Genomic DNA, 13,512 nt, shown 5'->3' with positions numbered 1-13,512 from the left:
GGAGCAGTCGAGCAAGCTCGACGCTACAAATCCCACCCTGGTGCTGCTCCAACCTTGAACCGGCTGTTCAGCCGGAAGTGCATCCGCGCCCGCTTGCGGCTAAATTGGCGTCCATGTCCCTGGCCTCGACCCTGCTCCGTGTCGTGCTCATGCTCAGCCTGTTGCTCAACGGGCTGAACGCGGCCATGGCCAGTGGTCACGAGGAAATGGGCCGGATGGCCCATGCCGTGGCCGCCGAAGACGGCGAGGCCGACTGCCACCACCACGCCGGCATGCAGGCCGAACAGGCTCCGCAGGCCAAGGCCCCCGCCCACGACGCCCATTGCCAGATCAAGGACTGCGTGCGCAGCTGCGCGCAGCACCCGTTGCTGGTGGTGCAACCCCTGCCGTACCTGGCCGGCCCGGCATTGTCGCTGGCACCGCAACCGATGCCGGCCAATGGCCGCCCGGCGCCGCCACTGCCGCCGATCTCGCGTCCTCCCATCGGCTGATTCCACGCGTACCGTGCGCGCTGCGCACCAGAGCCGGCTGTTTGCCGGCATCTATCCGTGTCTGGAGTCACCACCATGAATACCCGCATTCCCCCCGGCCCGGGCGCTGTGCCCATGCCGTCGCGCCGCCTGTTCGTGCAGGGCCTGGCCGCCGGTGGCGTCGTCGCCGGCATTGCCGCCGTCGGCGTGCCGCAGCGCGCGCTCGCCGCCGCCACGTCCACGCCGCGCCTGGCCGGCGCCCCCGCCGTGCTCAGCGACACCCGCGTCGAGCTGTCCATCGGCGAATCGCTGGCCAACTTCACCGGCCGCACCCGCCCGGCGATCACCGTCAACGGCTCGCTGCCGGCACCGATCCTGCGCTGGCGCGAAGGCCAGAGCGTGGACCTGTTCGTGCGCAACACGCTGCAGCGCCACCCGACCTCGATCCACTGGCACGGCATCCTGCTGCCGGCCAACATGGACGGCGTGCCCGGCCTGAGCTTCAACGGCATCGGTCCCGGCGAGACCTACCACTATCATTTCGACCTCAAACAGTCGGGCACCTACTGGTACCACAGCCACTCGATGTTCCAGGAGCAGGCCGGCCTGTACGGCGCGCTGATCATCGACCCGGCCGAGCCGGCACCGTACCACCACGACCGCGAGCACGTGATCCTGCTGTCGGACTGGACCGACATGGACCCGGGTGCGTTGTTCCGGCGCATGAAGAAGCTCGCCGAGCACGACAACTACTACAAGCGCACGCTGCCGGACTTCCTGCGCGACGTGAAACGCGACGGCTGGTCGGCCGCACTGTCCGACCGAGGCATGTGGGGGCGGATGCGAATGACCCCGACCGACATCTCCGACATCAACGCGCACACCTACACCTACCTGATGAACGGTACCGCGCCGGCCGGCAACTGGACCGGGCTGTTCCGCAGCGGCGAGAAGGTACTGCTGCGCTTCATCAACGGCGCCTCGATGACCTACTTCGACGTGCGCATCCCCGGGCTGAAGATGACCGTGGTCGCCGCCGACGGCCAGTACATCCATCCGGTCAGCATCGACGAGTTCCGCATCGCACCGGCCGAGACCTATGACGTACTGGTGGAGCCCACTGGCCAGGATGCGTTCACCCTTTTCTGCCAGGACATGGGCCGCACCGGCTTTGCCGCCGGCACGCTGGCGGTGCGGCATGGCCTGCAGGCACCGATTCCGGCGCGCGACCCGCGCCCGTTGCTGACGATGTCCGACATGGGGCACGACATGGCAGGGCATGACATGGGCGGCCACGCTGGCCACGACATGGCCGCGATGAAAAGCATGGAAGGCGGCTGCGGTGCCAGCATGGGCCACGGCGCACATGGCGGTGGCAGCGATGCCGCCAGCAAGGCACCGAAGCACCCGGCCAGCGAACGCAACAACCCGCTGGTGGACATGCAGAGCTCAGCCACCGAACCCAAACTGGACGACCCGGGTATCGGCCTGCGCGACAACGGCCGCCAGGTGTTGACCTACGGAGCGATGCGCAGCCTGTTCGAGGACCCGGATGGACGTGAACCGGGCCGCGAGATCGAGCTGCACCTGACCGGCCACATGGAGAAATTCTCCTGGTCGTTCGATGGCATCCCGTTCGCCAGCGCCGAGCCGCTGCGGCTGAACTACGGCGAACGCATGCGCATCGTGCTGGTCAACGACACCATGATGCAGCACCCGATCCACCTGCACGGCGTGTGGAGCGACCTGGAAGACGCACAGGGCCAGTTCCAGGTGCGCAAGCACACCATCGACATGCCGCCGGGCACCCGCCGCAGCTATCGCGTGCGCGCCGACGCACTCGGTCGCTGGGCTTACCACTGCCACCTGCTGTACCACATGGAAGCAGGCATGATGCGCGAAGTGAGGATCGAAGAATGAGCCGCACACTGCTTTCCCCCAGCCTGCTGGCCCTGGGCCTGGCGGCTGCACTTCCGGTGTTCGCGCAGTCGCATGCCGGCCATGACATGGCCGCGATGGACGCGCCTGCGAAAGCCACGACAACGCCAGCCGAGCAGGTCGATCATTCGAAGATGGATCACTCGAAGATGGATCACGGTACGACGCAGCCGGCGACGATGGATCATTCCTCGATGGACCACGCCGCGATGGGCCACGGATCGCCTGCACCGACCGAGCCACGCGAGCCGATCCCGGTCCCGACCGACGCCGACCGCGCCGCCGCGTTCCCGCCGATCGCACATGGCGCGATGGAACATGCGCCGGAGATCAACAGCCTGCTGCTGATCGACCGCCTTGAACACTGGGACGGCAAAAGCAGCAACGGCCAGGCCTGGGAAGCGACCGGCTGGATCGGCGGCAACATCAATCGCCTGTGGCTGCGCACCGATGGCGAACGCAGCCGTGGCCGCACCGAGTCGTCATCGCTGGAAGCCCTATACGGCCGCAGTGTGTCGCCCTGGTGGGACGTGCTGATCGGCGTGCGCCAGGACTTCCGGCCGGCCGATTCGCGTACCTGGGCCGCGCTCGGCATCCAGGGCCTGGCCCCTTACAAGTTCGAAAGCTCGGCCACGCTGTACATGGGTTCCGGCGGCCAGGTACTGGCCAAGGCCGAAGTCGAGTACGACGTGCTGCTGACCAATCGCCTGATCCTGCAGCCGTTGCTGGAAGCCACCGTGGCGGCCAAGGACGAACCGGAGTACGGCATCGGCCGCGGCCTGAACAAGGTGGAAGCCGGCCTGCGCCTGCGCTACGAGTTCAGCCGCCGCTTCGCGCCGTACATCGGCATCAGCCACGAACGCACGTTTGGCGACACCGCCGATTACGCTGGTGACCACGCGCGCGACACGCGCTGGGTGGCCGGCGTGCGCATGTGGTTCTGAGCAGCGGAGTGTGAGCAACCGCCAGCCCCGGCAGCCGCCGGGGCCGGCTACACTGCGCCACGTTCCAATGCAGGCCCCACCATGTCGTTGCAGATCCGCCGCGCCACCCTGGCCGATGTCGAAGCGCTGTCGGCCATCGCCATCGCCACCTACAACGAGACCTGGGGTGACTCGTATCCGCCGCAGGAACTGCATGATTTCCTGCAGGCGCACTACAGCAGCGTCCCCCAGCGCGCCGAGCTGTCCGACCCGCGCAGTGCGGTCTGGCTGCTGATGGATGGCCGCAATGTGGTCGGCTACCTGGCAGCGGGTGCCAACACCCTGCCGCATGCCGAGGCACGCGAGGGCGACATTGAACTGAAGCGTTTCTACATCCTGGCCGACTACCAGAACGGCGGTCATGGCGCGCGCCTGATGGACGCGCTCATGGCGTGGCTGGACCACCCGCAGCGCCGCACCCTGTGGGTGGGCGTGTGGGAAGAGAACTTCGGCGCGCAGCGCTTCTACGCACGCTATGGCTGCAGCAAGGTGGGCGAGTACGCGTTCATCGTCGGCGACACCCACGACCGCGAGTTCATCCTGCGTCGGTCGTGATCACGGCCCTGTAGAGTCGAGCTTGCTCGACTACTGTCGGAACAGCCAGTCGAGCAAGCTCGACTCTACGAAGAGCGGAGCAGTCGAGCAAGCTCGACTCTAAGAAGAGCGAACCGCTCAGAAATCGAACAGTTCGGACAGGAAGCTGTCCTTCTTCTTTTTCTTGTAGCCGTGCCCATGCTGCTGGCCACGATTGTCTTCGTAGCGCTGGCCGAGATGGCGGGTGTCACGGTGCATCACCGGCGGCGGCGTGGACGCCGGCTGCTGCTGCGCAGGTGCAGGTGGCGGCACCGCCGCTCCGGCGCGCTCGATGATCTTGTCCAGCTCGCCACGGTCCAGCCACACGCCACGGCAACCCGGGCAGTAATCGATCTCGATGCCATGGCGTTCGGCCATCTGCAAGGTCTGGGTCGTGCATACGGGGCACAGCATGGGCATTGCTCCTGTCGGTCTGGTATCGACTGTACCTGCCCTGCGATGACTGTGCGGCAACACATGACCGATGGCACAGGGACTTCCGGCGCGTGCCGGCGGAAGCGGCCGGCCCGACACTGCGGCCTTGTCCCGCAGGGAGTGCGCGCATGACCATGCTGTCCCGCCTGCCCAATCCGGTGCGCCTGTTGCTGGCGCTGCTGGGCGTTGGCCTTGGCCTGAACCTGCGCGATATCGCCGCGGCCATCGGTGCACCGATTCCTGCGCTGCCCATCCCCTATGGCGGTAGCCTGCTCGACAATGCACTGGCCGTACTGCTGGCGCTGTTGCTGGCCGCGCTGCTGCGCCCCCGCGGCGTGGGCCTGTTCGCCAGTCTCGGGCTGCACGGCAACGGCTGGAGCGGACCGCTGTGCGTGCTGCTGGCCAGCCTGCCCTGCTGGCTCGGCCTGGCCCTGCTGGGCACACCTAACACCGCACTGACCGTCCTGGACGCAGCGATGCTCGCGGTACTGTTCCCCGTGGCCGAAGAGATGCTGTTCCGCGGCCTGGGTTTCATCCTGCTGGTGAAGATCGTGCGCGGCCCGTGGCCCCTGCTCGCACTGCCGCAGGCGCTGCTGTTCGGCTGGGTGCACTGGCTCGGCTTCGGCGGTTTCGAGGGCGGTGGCATCGCGCTGTTCATCGGTGCGGTGATCGCCTTCGGTGGCTTCATCTTCGCCTGGCTCGACCACCTCGACGGCGACACCCTGTGGTGCGGCCTGGTACTGCACGTTTCGATGAACCTGGCCTGGAATGTGTTCAGCCTCGATGACGCCATCGCATTGGGCTGGCAGGCCACCAGCCTGCGCATCGGCACGGCCCTGCTGGCGGTGGCCGCGCTGGCCTGGCACAGGCGTCGTCGCCGCCCGACACGCCTGTAACGCCCACTTAGCCTGCCGTGCACGCCGGTATCACTACCGGCTTGCGCATACTTGCGCGCCTTTTCACCGTTGCTGTCCGGAGTTGTCGCGTCATGTTGCTGTCCAAGCGCCACGTTGAGCCCCGCGTCCTGCTGATCGAGGACGCGGAGGAAACCCGCGAACTGAGCCGGCTGGCGCTGGAAAGCCAGGCCTGCCACGTGGTGGGCGTCAGCTCGGCCGAAGCCGCGTTGGGCCTGCTGGCCGCCGGTGAGCGTTTCGACCTGCTGTTCACCGACGTCAACCTGGGCCGCGTGAGCGGGATTGAAGCCGCCAACCAGGTACGCGACCTTTATCCGTACCTGCCGATCCTGGTCACTTCGGGCATGGACCAGCACCGCGTGCTGCCGCAGCTGCGCGACGGCATCCATTTCCTGCCCAAGCCCTACAACATGAGCGAACTGCTCGATGCCATCCGCCTGTGCTTCCGGCACGCCGATGTGGGCGTGCTGACCGGACCGGACGCACAGGCGGCCTGAGGCATTCATCCACGCATGGCGTGAATCTACTGAATCCGCGTCTCATCGGCGTGGCTGCAACCGCCGATCAACCGCTGCTGTACGGCCCGGTACCCGGAAACACCCTCAGCAGCGCGCGGGTGATCATGTCCGGGTAGACCGTGAAGTGGTCCTCGTCGTCGATCACCATGTTCTCCACCTTCAGCGAACGCCCGCTGCGGCGCAGCTGTTCGGCGAAGTCGGCGTTGTGGCGCAGCATGTCGTTGCGGGTGAAGTAGCGCGGTTCCGGCTTGACCGTTTCGAAGCTGCCGATCGACAGCACCACCGTGGTCGGCTGCGAGGGCGCCTTGGCCTCGGCCTGCAGGCGCGGCACCCGATGATCGTCGAACCACAGCGACGGGCTGGACAGGATGTAGGTACGGAACATGTCCGGACGCGTGGTCAGCACGTAGGCACCGAACAGGCCGCCGTAGGAATGGCCCGCATAGGCGCGCCGTGCCGGATCGGTACGGTAGCGCGCATCGATCATCGGCAGCACGCGCTCGGCGAGGAAATCGCGGTAATGCGCGGCGCCGCCATAGCTGACGTCATCGCTGTAGTCACGCGGATCGGTACGCGCCGGATCGCTGGGCGTATAGTCCCGCGAGCGGCTCTGCTTGGACGTCAGGCCTTCCTGCGGCGGCAGCCCGACCAGGATGAAATCCTCGATGTTGACGCCCTTCTGCCCGACCATGTTGCGCACGCTGCGCACCAGCGGGAAGCTGTACAGCGCGTCGGTCACGTACAGCACCGGGTAGTGCTTCTCCGGATGCGCGGCGTAGTCGGCCGGCAACGCCACCCAGACCGGATAATCGCGGCCGACCGGATCGTGCACGCGCAGCGCTTCGGTATCCGGCAACACCACGCCCGGCGCAGCGGTGACCGCACTTTCCTTCGCTTCACTCTGCGTTGCCGGCGGTGCCACCGACATCGCACAGCCACTCACGGCCAGGCAGGCCGCCACACTCCATCCACGCACACGCTGCATCCACACGCTCCCGTTGCGGGCGGCGCACCGGATGGCGCCGCTGCCGCATCCTTGCATGGCGGGCAACGCGGTGCCAGTGCGGTCAGGGCGAGGCCGGCGGTGGTGTGGAGAACAGCGTGCGCAGTGCCTGCAATGCGGCCGGATGATAGATCGTGGCGTGGGTTTCCTCCGGCAGCGGCAGGTACTTCACCAGCGGCGACGGCGAGGCCTGTTCCAGCAGCGTTGCCAGCTGCGCGGCAGAGGCTGCCAGCTCCGGCTGCCCGCTGCTGGCCAGGAACAAGCGAGGCTGCGCACGCGTCACTGCCGGCAGCTGCTTGGCTGCACCGGCCAGCATCGCGCCGCGGTTCCACCACAGGCTGGGGTCCAGCGCGATGTAGCTGTTGAACAGCGTCGGTTCCTGCAGCAGCGTCTCGACCACGAACAGGCCGGCCAGCGATTCGCCGATCAGCGCGCGCTCGTCGGTGGTCGGGTAGCGCTGGCGCACCTGCGGCATCAGTTCATCGCGCAGGAACGTGCGGTAAGCCGCCGAGCCACCGATGCGCGGCGCGATCTTCTGGTCCTGCGGATCCTTGCTGGGGCCGGTCATGTCGCGGCGGCGCTCGGTGTTCTCAATGCCGACCAGCAGGAACGGACGCATGCTGCCGTTGCCGCTCAATACCTGCACCAGCCCGGCCACATGCAGGAAGTCCTCGCCGATACCACCGTCGGGCATGTAGAGCACCGGCAGCGGCGTCTTCGGGTCCAGGCCCCACGGCTGCGGGCGATATACGTTGATGCGACGGGTTTCGCCCAGCGCCTTCGACTGTACGGTGAAGGTCTCGCCGATGACCAGTGGTGTAGCGGCAGTTGATTGTGCGGACAGCGCTGGCTCGACCGCCATCAAGGGTGTGGCGGAGATGGCGGACAACAACAGCGGCAGCACGATGAGGCGCATGGGGAAAACCCATCCTGGGAAAGAGGCCGAGCATAGCGCCCCGCCACAGGGATTGGCGGCTTCGGCACGCTCAACACCCCTGCCAGATGCGTAGATCCACGCCCTGCACGGATGAATCAATGTGGAGCCGATCCCACGCTCGGCTCGGCACCCCACGCGAACCGCAGCCGAGCATGGCTCGGCTCTACAGGGAGCCTGCACGGATATGTCGCGTTCGCACCGTAATTTTGCCGCGTGACGCGCTCGCGCCGCTGCTACGGAGCATGGAAGTGCAGCCAGCTTTACACGCGCCGGTTCACAGCAAATGCGTTATCCGACGTGGTTTGCGCCATTCCACAACGCGATTCGCCAGGCCAGCAGAACAGATACGTCACGCCCTGTCGCTCGCTGCATCGGAGCCCTCTGTGACAATAGTGTCGCGCTGCGGTTGGCAGGAATTTTTTCCCACATTTCAGATTGAAATCCGCGCGCGGGCGTAACCAATATGCAGCGCCACCGACAACGGGTGGCACCGGGCCTGCAAGCCCGTAATGACATTCACGCTGTTGTTTGCGCTCATCCGTCGGCACCGTCTCCGGACCGTGCCGGCGGGTGATCCGTCGGCCTTTATGGCGGGCGGTGCGTGGGGGTTTTCGGACCCGCCGGTTACTGCGTGATGTCTCCGGGCTTGCAGCCATGCACCGTCCGCTACCCGTCCTGCACGGTGGCGCTACTGCCCAAGAGCCGAGGAATCCGAGATGACCCGACGTCCGCCCAAGCGCCCTACTGCCCCCCGACAGCGTCAATGACGACGACAACCCCGCGCCGGATCTCAGCACGTTCTGGGGGTGCCTCAAGCGCATCCGCGATGGCGACGGCGCCGACGGCCTGCCCTGGCCGGAAGCCGATCTGCCGCCCGGGCGGGAACAGGCGATGGCACGCGCGGAGCGCGCCGCCGTTGGCATGCTGACCGTGGCGGAAATGCTGCACGCCGCCGAACGCTGCCGGTCGATGGCCACGCCCGACCGCCATCTGGATGAAGGGGTGATCGATGGGTTGTTCTTCGCCGGCCGCGGGCTGGCGGAACTGGTGTGCCGGGATATCCGCCCGGCGTAGCCGCCGTTGCACCCATGACCGGTCCATACTTGGGGTGGACTGGTCGCCAGTCCCTTCGAAACCTACAAGGAGGTTTGCATGTTGAATGCAGTGCTCATCGCCGCGCTGGCCGCCAGCCCGGCCGCGCCCGTACCGTACGCCGACTGCCTGCTCGGCAACATCCAGCCCGGGCTGTCCGATCGTGCCGTGCAACTGGTGCAGGAGGCCTGTGCTGCAAAGCATCCGGAGAGCTTCGCCGCAGCGATGGAACTGGAACGCAGAACCAGTCTGCAGCGGCTCACCTACCTCGAGGCGGCAAGAGCGGAGGCGGCACGTTCTGCGAATGCGGCAGCAACGGCCGCACAGGAAGCTGCCGACGCGGCGGCGGAACGCGAGGCGGCGAGGGTCAAGAATGCCAAGCCACAGTAGGCGCACCCTCGCAGCCTCTGTTGCGCTTTTCATGCTGGCATTACCTGTGCTCGCTCAGTCCCCTGCGCAGAAGCACGGACCTCCCGTTCCCCCAGCGGAGGCCTACCGGTGGATCCATCTGAATGGGGGCGTCGAGTACGCCAGCAGGCACGGCATGACAATGAACCTTTGGACCGCTACTGCAAACAAAGGAGAGTCAACAGACACGTTCATGGCCCGCGTTGGCCGTGAAGCATTGCTGGTTCTTGGGCCATCGCAGGCTGTGATCTGTGGCCAACTGGTGAGCACCGCTGGGCAGGACGGCATTCAGCTCAAGACGACAAACAAGCCTGCCGATTGCCGCGCTCCCGGCTCGACGCTTCCCTACATGTTTGTCAGTCGATCCGAGACGGGGGCCGAAAGACTGGCATCGTTCCAGAGTGAGCTGTCTGGTGCGCGGTACACGGTAGAGCCGGCTGGAATCGAGTTCAGAAACGGCACAACTACCAGGCTGGTCGCAAGCTACCTGGAGAAGTAGCAGAATGGCCTGCAGTTAATTTGCCGCGATCCCGATCAGCCACCTGCGCGTGGGCCCGCGACGGCACGGTGGTGCCCTATGTGCCTGCTGCCCGCCCTGCGGTGAGGAACAGCTTCAGTGTGGCGTTCCTCCATGGCGCGGCGTTCGCGTCCACTCCGAACGAGCGTCTGGACTTCACCTACACCAAGGTGGTGTCGGGACCGGTGCGGGTCGACGGCCGAAGAAGTCCAACTGGATGAGGGGCGTTGGAGCGCTGACCCGGTTCGGCCTCCATGATGCCGAACAGCCACAGATTCCGCTGCTACAGGGACAGACCATCGGAAGCGCGCCGGCATCGTCGATGGCATTGGCTGCGAAGACCGGACGGGTTGGCCCATGCTCTGGACTTGTGCTGTCAGGGCCTGCCGTTGAGCCACTCCCGGCAACCGACCACACGGCTTGTCGAGATGATGACGGCGATCGAGTCCAGCCACACCGACGAACCACGCTGCCTCCCTCACCGCGGGCAAGGGGGTTCGTCCGGCGCCACCATCAGGGTAACCACGCGCACGTGATTGGAAGGGCCAACGCCTGCTGATATTGCAGGTGCCATGCAGGCACCCAATGCAAAAAGCACCGGAAGCCGGTGCCTTGGGAATGACGCAGATCATTGAGTGCGATGGTGGGCCGTGAAGGATTCGAACCTTCGACCAAAAGATTAAAAGTCTTCTGCTCTACCGACTGAGCTAACGGCCCATTGCATTGCCCCAGCCTTTCGGCGGGGTGGGCATTCTACCCTACTTTGAGGGGCCGCGCGAAGCCTGGGGGTGCCGCGGTCGCCGGCCAGGGGCCGGCACGCTCCGTCCGGCCTGCCCGTGCTGGATCCACACAGCGTCCACCGCATCCCAGCTCGCCGCCGACAACATCGCCTGGCTCTGCCCCGTCGGTTGTGCGGTTCGTGCCGGGCGCATCAGCGCGATGCGAGACCGGGATCCGCACGCGCTTCATCGCCGAGATGGACGGCGATACCCTGGATAACTGGCTGTACAACAGCGCCCGCAACCCGTTCGGGGTGAGTGATGTGGGCTATTACGCCGGGTATCGCATCGCGCAGGAGTACATGCAGCAGCAGGCGGATGAGAAGGCGGCGATCGCGCGGATGATCGAGTTGGACTACGCCGATGCGGGGGCGGTGCGGGCGTTTATTGAAGCGTCGGGGTGGTTGCGGCAGCGGTAACGCTGGGCTGTGCCCGGCGGGTCAGGGAGTGCGAACCAACGGTTCGCACCCACCGAGGGAGCGTGCCAACCAAGGTTGGCACCCACCATTGGGGGCATCGCCCCCATCATCTCAGGCGTACAGCGTCGGGTCGGCCACGCCGGCTTCGGCGAAGCCCTGCGCGCGCAGGCGGCAGGCGTCACAGTGGCCGCAGGCGGCGCCGTTGGCGTCGGCGTTGTAGCAGGAAACGGTCAGGCCGAAGTCCACGCCCAGGCGCACGCCTTCGCTGACGATCTGGCCCTTGCTGAGGAACTGCAGCGGCGCGTGCACCTGGATGCCCGCACCTTCCACGCCCGACTTGGTGGCCAGGTTGGCCAGTGCCTGGAACGCGGCCACGAACTCGGGGCGGCAGTCCGGGTAGCCGGAGTAGTCCACGGCGTTGACGCCGCAGAAGATATCGTTGGCGCCGAGCACTTCGGCCCAGCCCAGGGCCAGCGACAGCATGATGGTGTTGCGCGCCGGCACGTAGGTGACCGGGATGCCGGTACCGCCGGCCTCGGGCACGTCGATGTCGTCGGTCAGCGCCGAGCCGCCGATGCTGCGCAGGTCCACGTCCACGGTCTTGTGCGCGACCACGCCCTGGGCCTTGGCCACGCGCGCGGCGGCATCCAGTTCGGAGGTATGGCGCTGGCCATAGCGCACGCTCAGGGCATGCACGGCGAAGCCCTGTTCCTGGGCCATGGCGATGACGGCGGCTGAATCCATGCCGCCGGAGAGAAGCACGACTGCCTTCTTCATGGGTAAAACATCCGGTTGGGAGGGGAAAGCCAGCACGCTGTCCCGCGCCGGAGCTACATCAGGGAACGCTGCCCGGGCTCATCGGCCCGGCTCGTCGTTCCACAGGATTTTATGCAACTGCATCTGGAAGCGCACCGGCAGCCGGTCTTCTACGATCCAGTCGGCCAGCTGGCGCGCGGTGATCTCGCCCTTGCTGGGCGAGAAGAACACGGTGCAACGCTTGACCAGCTCGTGCTCGGCCAGCAGAGCCTTGGCCCAGTCGTAATCCTCGCGGCTGCAGATGACGAACTTGATCTGGTCGCGCGCGGTCAGCAGCGGCAGGTTGTCCCAGCGGTTGCGCGCCACTTCGGCCGAACCCGGGGTCTTGATGTCGACCACGCGCGATACGCGCGGATCCACTGCACTGACGTCCAGCGCGCCGGAGGTTTCCAGCGAGACGTCCATGCCGGCATCGCACAGCCTCTGCAGCAGCACCAGGCAGCGCTTCTGCGCCAGCGGCTCGCCACCGGTCACGCAGACATGGCGCACGCCCTGGGCCAGCACCTCGGCCACGATGTCGTCGATGTCCCACCAGGTGCCGCCGTGGAAGGCATAGGCGGTGTCGCAATACTGGCAACGCAGTGGGCAGCCGGTCAGGCGCACGAACACGGTCGGCCAGCCGGCGGTATCGGCTTCGCCCTGCAGCGAGGTGAAGATCTCGGTGATCTTCAGGCGTGGCAGCGGCGACTGCACGATGTCGCTGGGGGTGGCGACGGCATTGGACGGGATAACGGCGGTCATGGCGGGTACGTCTTGGTGGGGCACGTGGCGGGGGGCTACCGTGGCCGGTAACGAAAGCAGCCGAGCATGGCCCGGCTCTACAGCAGCGACCGGGCGGCATGGCCCAGCCGGGAGAACGCAGCCCGGCCGGCGTTACGGCAGCCGGAAACGCAAACAGCCGAGCGGGGGCTCGGCTCTACAGGGAACGTATTGTACGCCGGATCAGCGGATCTGCTTGCCCAGCCGGATCGACTGCAGGCGGTCCTGCGCGGTGCGCGCGGCGTCCGAGCCGGGGTATTGCGCCACGACGGTCTCCAGCGTCTGCTGGGCCTGGTCGACCTTGCCCTCGCCATACTGCGAGAGGCCGACCTTGAGCAGGCCGCCAGCGGCCTTGTCGTGGGTCGGATAGCGCGAGAGCAGTTCACGGAACTGGGTCTCGGCCATCGGGAAATTACGGGTCGCGTAATAGCTCTCGCCCAGCCAGTACAGCGCGTTCGGCGCATAGACGCCGTTCGGGTACAGCTGCAGGAAGCTCAGGAACAGCTGCGCCGAATCGTCGTACTTGCCGGCCTTCAGCGATTCGAAGGCCACGTTGTACGAGGTGCGCTCGTCGCCGGTGGCGGCCAGGCTGCCGGCATCACCATGGACCGAAGGCGGCCGCTCGGAAGTGGCCGCCGCTGCGGGGGTTGCCGGGGCCGGAGTGGCCTTCGGCGCAGTCGCCGGAACAGGCGGCAGGGCTGGGGCGGCGTTGCCCCCTTCCAACCGGTTCAGGCGGCTGTCCAGGTCCAGGTACTGGTCCTGGGCGGACTGCTTGAGCTGGGCGTTGTCGTGCTGCAACTGCTCGATCGAGGCCTGCAGGCTGGTGACCTGCTGCCGCAGCTGATTGATCTGGTTCAACAGGTCCTGGTTGGCACTGTTGTTGTACATCTGCTGCTCGAGCGCGCCGACACGGTCGGCCAGGCTCTGTCGCTGTGCATGCGCCGGTGGGGG

Annotated in this window: 15 protein-coding genes, 1 tRNA gene and 1 pseudogene; 10 read left to right on the top strand and 7 right to left on the bottom strand. The window is 66.6% G+C overall.

Going from position 1 to position 13,512, the window contains the following annotated elements:
• Window positions 1-113: 113 nt before the first annotated feature.
• From QRO93_RS16185 to QRO93_RS16170, 4 genes are all read left to right on the top strand, one after another.
• Complete coding sequence (locus QRO93_RS16185) at window positions 114-491, top strand: CopL family metal-binding regulatory protein (protein WP_053450559.1); 378 nt, start codon at window positions 114-116, stop codon at window positions 489-491.
• A gap of 75 nt (window positions 492-566) precedes the next feature.
• Window positions 567-2,390, top strand: coding sequence for a copper resistance system multicopper oxidase (locus tag QRO93_RS16180; protein WP_053450560.1), 1,824 nt, complete (start codon window positions 567-569; stop codon window positions 2,388-2,390).
• Window positions 2,387-3,352, top strand: coding sequence for a copper resistance protein B (locus QRO93_RS16175; protein ID WP_180879332.1), 966 nt, complete (start codon window positions 2,387-2,389; stop codon window positions 3,350-3,352). The genes QRO93_RS16180 and QRO93_RS16175 overlap by 4 nt, the downstream gene beginning before the upstream one ends.
• Before the next feature lie 81 nt (window positions 3,353-3,433).
• Window positions 3,434-3,946, top strand: a complete 513-nt coding sequence (locus QRO93_RS16170) for a GNAT family N-acetyltransferase (protein ID WP_180879334.1) — start codon at window positions 3,434-3,436, stop codon at window positions 3,944-3,946.
• 117 nt (window positions 3,947-4,063) lie between these two features.
• On the opposite strand, the gene QRO93_RS16165 is transcribed toward QRO93_RS16170, so the two are convergent.
• Window positions 4,064-4,378: a zf-TFIIB domain-containing protein gene (locus QRO93_RS16165; protein ID WP_053450563.1), complete on the bottom strand. Its 315-nt coding sequence runs from the start codon at window positions 4,376-4,378 to the stop codon at window positions 4,064-4,066.
• A gap of 149 nt (window positions 4,379-4,527) precedes the next feature.
• On the opposite strand from QRO93_RS16165, the gene QRO93_RS16160 reads away from it, so the two are divergent.
• Window positions 4,528-5,295, top strand: a complete 768-nt coding sequence (locus QRO93_RS16160; protein WP_180879336.1) for a type II CAAX prenyl endopeptidase Rce1 family protein — start codon at window positions 4,528-4,530, stop codon at window positions 5,293-5,295.
• 92 nt (window positions 5,296-5,387) lie between these two features.
• On the top strand, window positions 5,388-5,810 hold the full coding sequence (locus QRO93_RS16155; RefSeq protein WP_006438906.1) for a response regulator: 423 nt from the start codon (window positions 5,388-5,390) through the stop codon (window positions 5,808-5,810).
• Window positions 5,811-5,877: 67 nt separating this feature from the next.
• On the opposite strand, the gene QRO93_RS16150 is transcribed toward QRO93_RS16155, so the two are convergent.
• A complete protein-coding gene (locus tag QRO93_RS16150) occupies window positions 5,878-6,816 on the bottom strand; it encodes an alpha/beta hydrolase (protein ID WP_053450566.1) in 939 nt (312 codons plus the stop codon).
• A gap of 82 nt (window positions 6,817-6,898) precedes the next feature.
• The gene (locus tag QRO93_RS16145; RefSeq protein WP_180879338.1) at window positions 6,899-7,750 is read right to left on the bottom strand and encodes an alpha/beta hydrolase; all 852 of its coding nucleotides are present in this window, start codon (window positions 7,748-7,750) and stop codon (window positions 6,899-6,901) included.
• Between the two features lie 912 nt (window positions 7,751-8,662).
• On the opposite strand from QRO93_RS16145, the gene QRO93_RS16140 reads away from it, so the two are divergent.
• The 3 genes from QRO93_RS16140 to QRO93_RS16130 all read left to right on the top strand — a co-directional run bounded on the left by QRO93_RS16140 (window position 8,663) and on the right by QRO93_RS16130 (window position 9,770).
• Window positions 8,663-8,845, top strand: coding sequence for a hypothetical protein (locus tag QRO93_RS16140; RefSeq protein ID WP_238581825.1), 183 nt, complete (start codon window positions 8,663-8,665; stop codon window positions 8,843-8,845).
• Between the two features lie 78 nt (window positions 8,846-8,923).
• Window positions 8,924-9,253, top strand: a complete 330-nt coding sequence (locus QRO93_RS16135; protein WP_053450569.1) for a hypothetical protein — start codon at window positions 8,924-8,926, stop codon at window positions 9,251-9,253.
• 154 nt (window positions 9,254-9,407) lie between these two features.
• Window positions 9,408-9,770, top strand: coding sequence for a hypothetical protein (locus QRO93_RS16130; RefSeq protein WP_148564988.1), 363 nt, complete (start codon window positions 9,408-9,410; stop codon window positions 9,768-9,770).
• A gap of 659 nt (window positions 9,771-10,429) precedes the next feature.
• Here QRO93_RS16130 and QRO93_RS16125 read toward each other — a convergent pair.
• Window positions 10,430-10,505: transfer RNA gene (locus QRO93_RS16125), tRNA-Lys, on the bottom strand.
• Between the two features lie 226 nt (window positions 10,506-10,731).
• Here QRO93_RS16125 and QRO93_RS16120 point away from each other — a divergent pair.
• Window positions 10,732-10,986: pseudogene (locus tag QRO93_RS16120) on the top strand (hypothetical protein); the annotation flags it as partial.
• A gap of 111 nt (window positions 10,987-11,097) precedes the next feature.
• On the opposite strand, the gene queC reads toward QRO93_RS16120, so the two are convergent.
• From queC to ybgF, 3 genes are all read right to left on the bottom strand, one after another.
• Window positions 11,098-11,763, bottom strand: coding sequence for a 7-cyano-7-deazaguanine synthase QueC (queC, locus tag QRO93_RS16115; RefSeq protein ID WP_053450572.1), 666 nt, complete (start codon window positions 11,761-11,763; stop codon window positions 11,098-11,100).
• Window positions 11,764-11,841: 78 nt separating this feature from the next.
• The gene (gene queE / locus QRO93_RS16110) at window positions 11,842-12,543 is read right to left on the bottom strand and encodes a 7-carboxy-7-deazaguanine synthase QueE (protein WP_164087213.1); all 702 of its coding nucleotides are present in this window, start codon (window positions 12,541-12,543) and stop codon (window positions 11,842-11,844) included.
• Between the two features lie 201 nt (window positions 12,544-12,744).
• The coding region (gene ybgF, locus QRO93_RS16105) for a tol-pal system protein YbgF (RefSeq protein ID WP_285304284.1) at window positions 12,745-13,512 on the bottom strand (768 nt) is incomplete at its 5' end.

This window comes from Stenotrophomonas maltophilia group sp. Smal17, assembly GCF_030237045.1.
GTDB lineage: Bacteria > Pseudomonadota > Gammaproteobacteria > Xanthomonadales > Xanthomonadaceae > Stenotrophomonas > Stenotrophomonas forensis.
Note: the sequence above shows the minus strand (reverse complement) of the source record. Positions and strands in the feature narration are given on the sequence as shown.

What these genes read in the sequence shown, in the direction of transcription:
- queC (WP_053450572.1), bottom strand. Translation starts at nt 11,763, where the DNA reads ATGAAGAAGGCAGTCGTGCTTCTCTCCGGCGGCATGGATTCAGCCGCC.
- QRO93_RS16180 (WP_053450560.1), top strand. Translation starts at nt 567, where the DNA reads ATGAATACCCGCATTCCCCCCGGCCCGGGCGCTGTGCCCATGCCGTCG.
- QRO93_RS16185 (WP_053450559.1), top strand. Translation starts at nt 114, where the DNA reads ATGTCCCTGGCCTCGACCCTGCTCCGTGTCGTGCTCATGCTCAGCCTG.
- QRO93_RS16165 (WP_053450563.1), bottom strand. Translation starts at nt 4,378, where the DNA reads ATGCTGTGCCCCGTATGCACGACCCAGACCTTGCAGATGGCCGAACGC.
- QRO93_RS16160 (WP_180879336.1), top strand. Translation starts at nt 4,528, where the DNA reads ATGACCATGCTGTCCCGCCTGCCCAATCCGGTGCGCCTGTTGCTGGCG.
- queE (WP_164087213.1), bottom strand. Translation starts at nt 12,543, where the DNA reads ATGACCGCCGTTATCCCGTCCAATGCCGTCGCCACCCCCAGCGACATC.
- QRO93_RS16130 (WP_148564988.1), top strand. Translation starts at nt 9,408, where the DNA reads ATGACAATGAACCTTTGGACCGCTACTGCAAACAAAGGAGAGTCAACA.
- QRO93_RS16145 (WP_180879338.1), bottom strand. Translation starts at nt 7,750, where the DNA reads ATGCGCCTCATCGTGCTGCCGCTGTTGTTGTCCGCCATCTCCGCCACA.
- QRO93_RS16170 (WP_180879334.1), top strand. Translation starts at nt 3,434, where the DNA reads ATGTCGTTGCAGATCCGCCGCGCCACCCTGGCCGATGTCGAAGCGCTG.
- QRO93_RS16155 (WP_006438906.1), top strand. Translation starts at nt 5,388, where the DNA reads ATGTTGCTGTCCAAGCGCCACGTTGAGCCCCGCGTCCTGCTGATCGAG.
- QRO93_RS16135 (WP_053450569.1), top strand. Translation starts at nt 8,924, where the DNA reads ATGTTGAATGCAGTGCTCATCGCCGCGCTGGCCGCCAGCCCGGCCGCG.
- QRO93_RS16175 (WP_180879332.1), top strand. Translation starts at nt 2,387, where the DNA reads ATGAGCCGCACACTGCTTTCCCCCAGCCTGCTGGCCCTGGGCCTGGCG.
- QRO93_RS16140 (WP_238581825.1), top strand. Translation starts at nt 8,663, where the DNA reads ATGGCACGCGCGGAGCGCGCCGCCGTTGGCATGCTGACCGTGGCGGAA.
- QRO93_RS16150 (WP_053450566.1), bottom strand. Translation starts at nt 6,816, where the DNA reads ATGCAGCGTGTGCGTGGATGGAGTGTGGCGGCCTGCCTGGCCGTGAGT.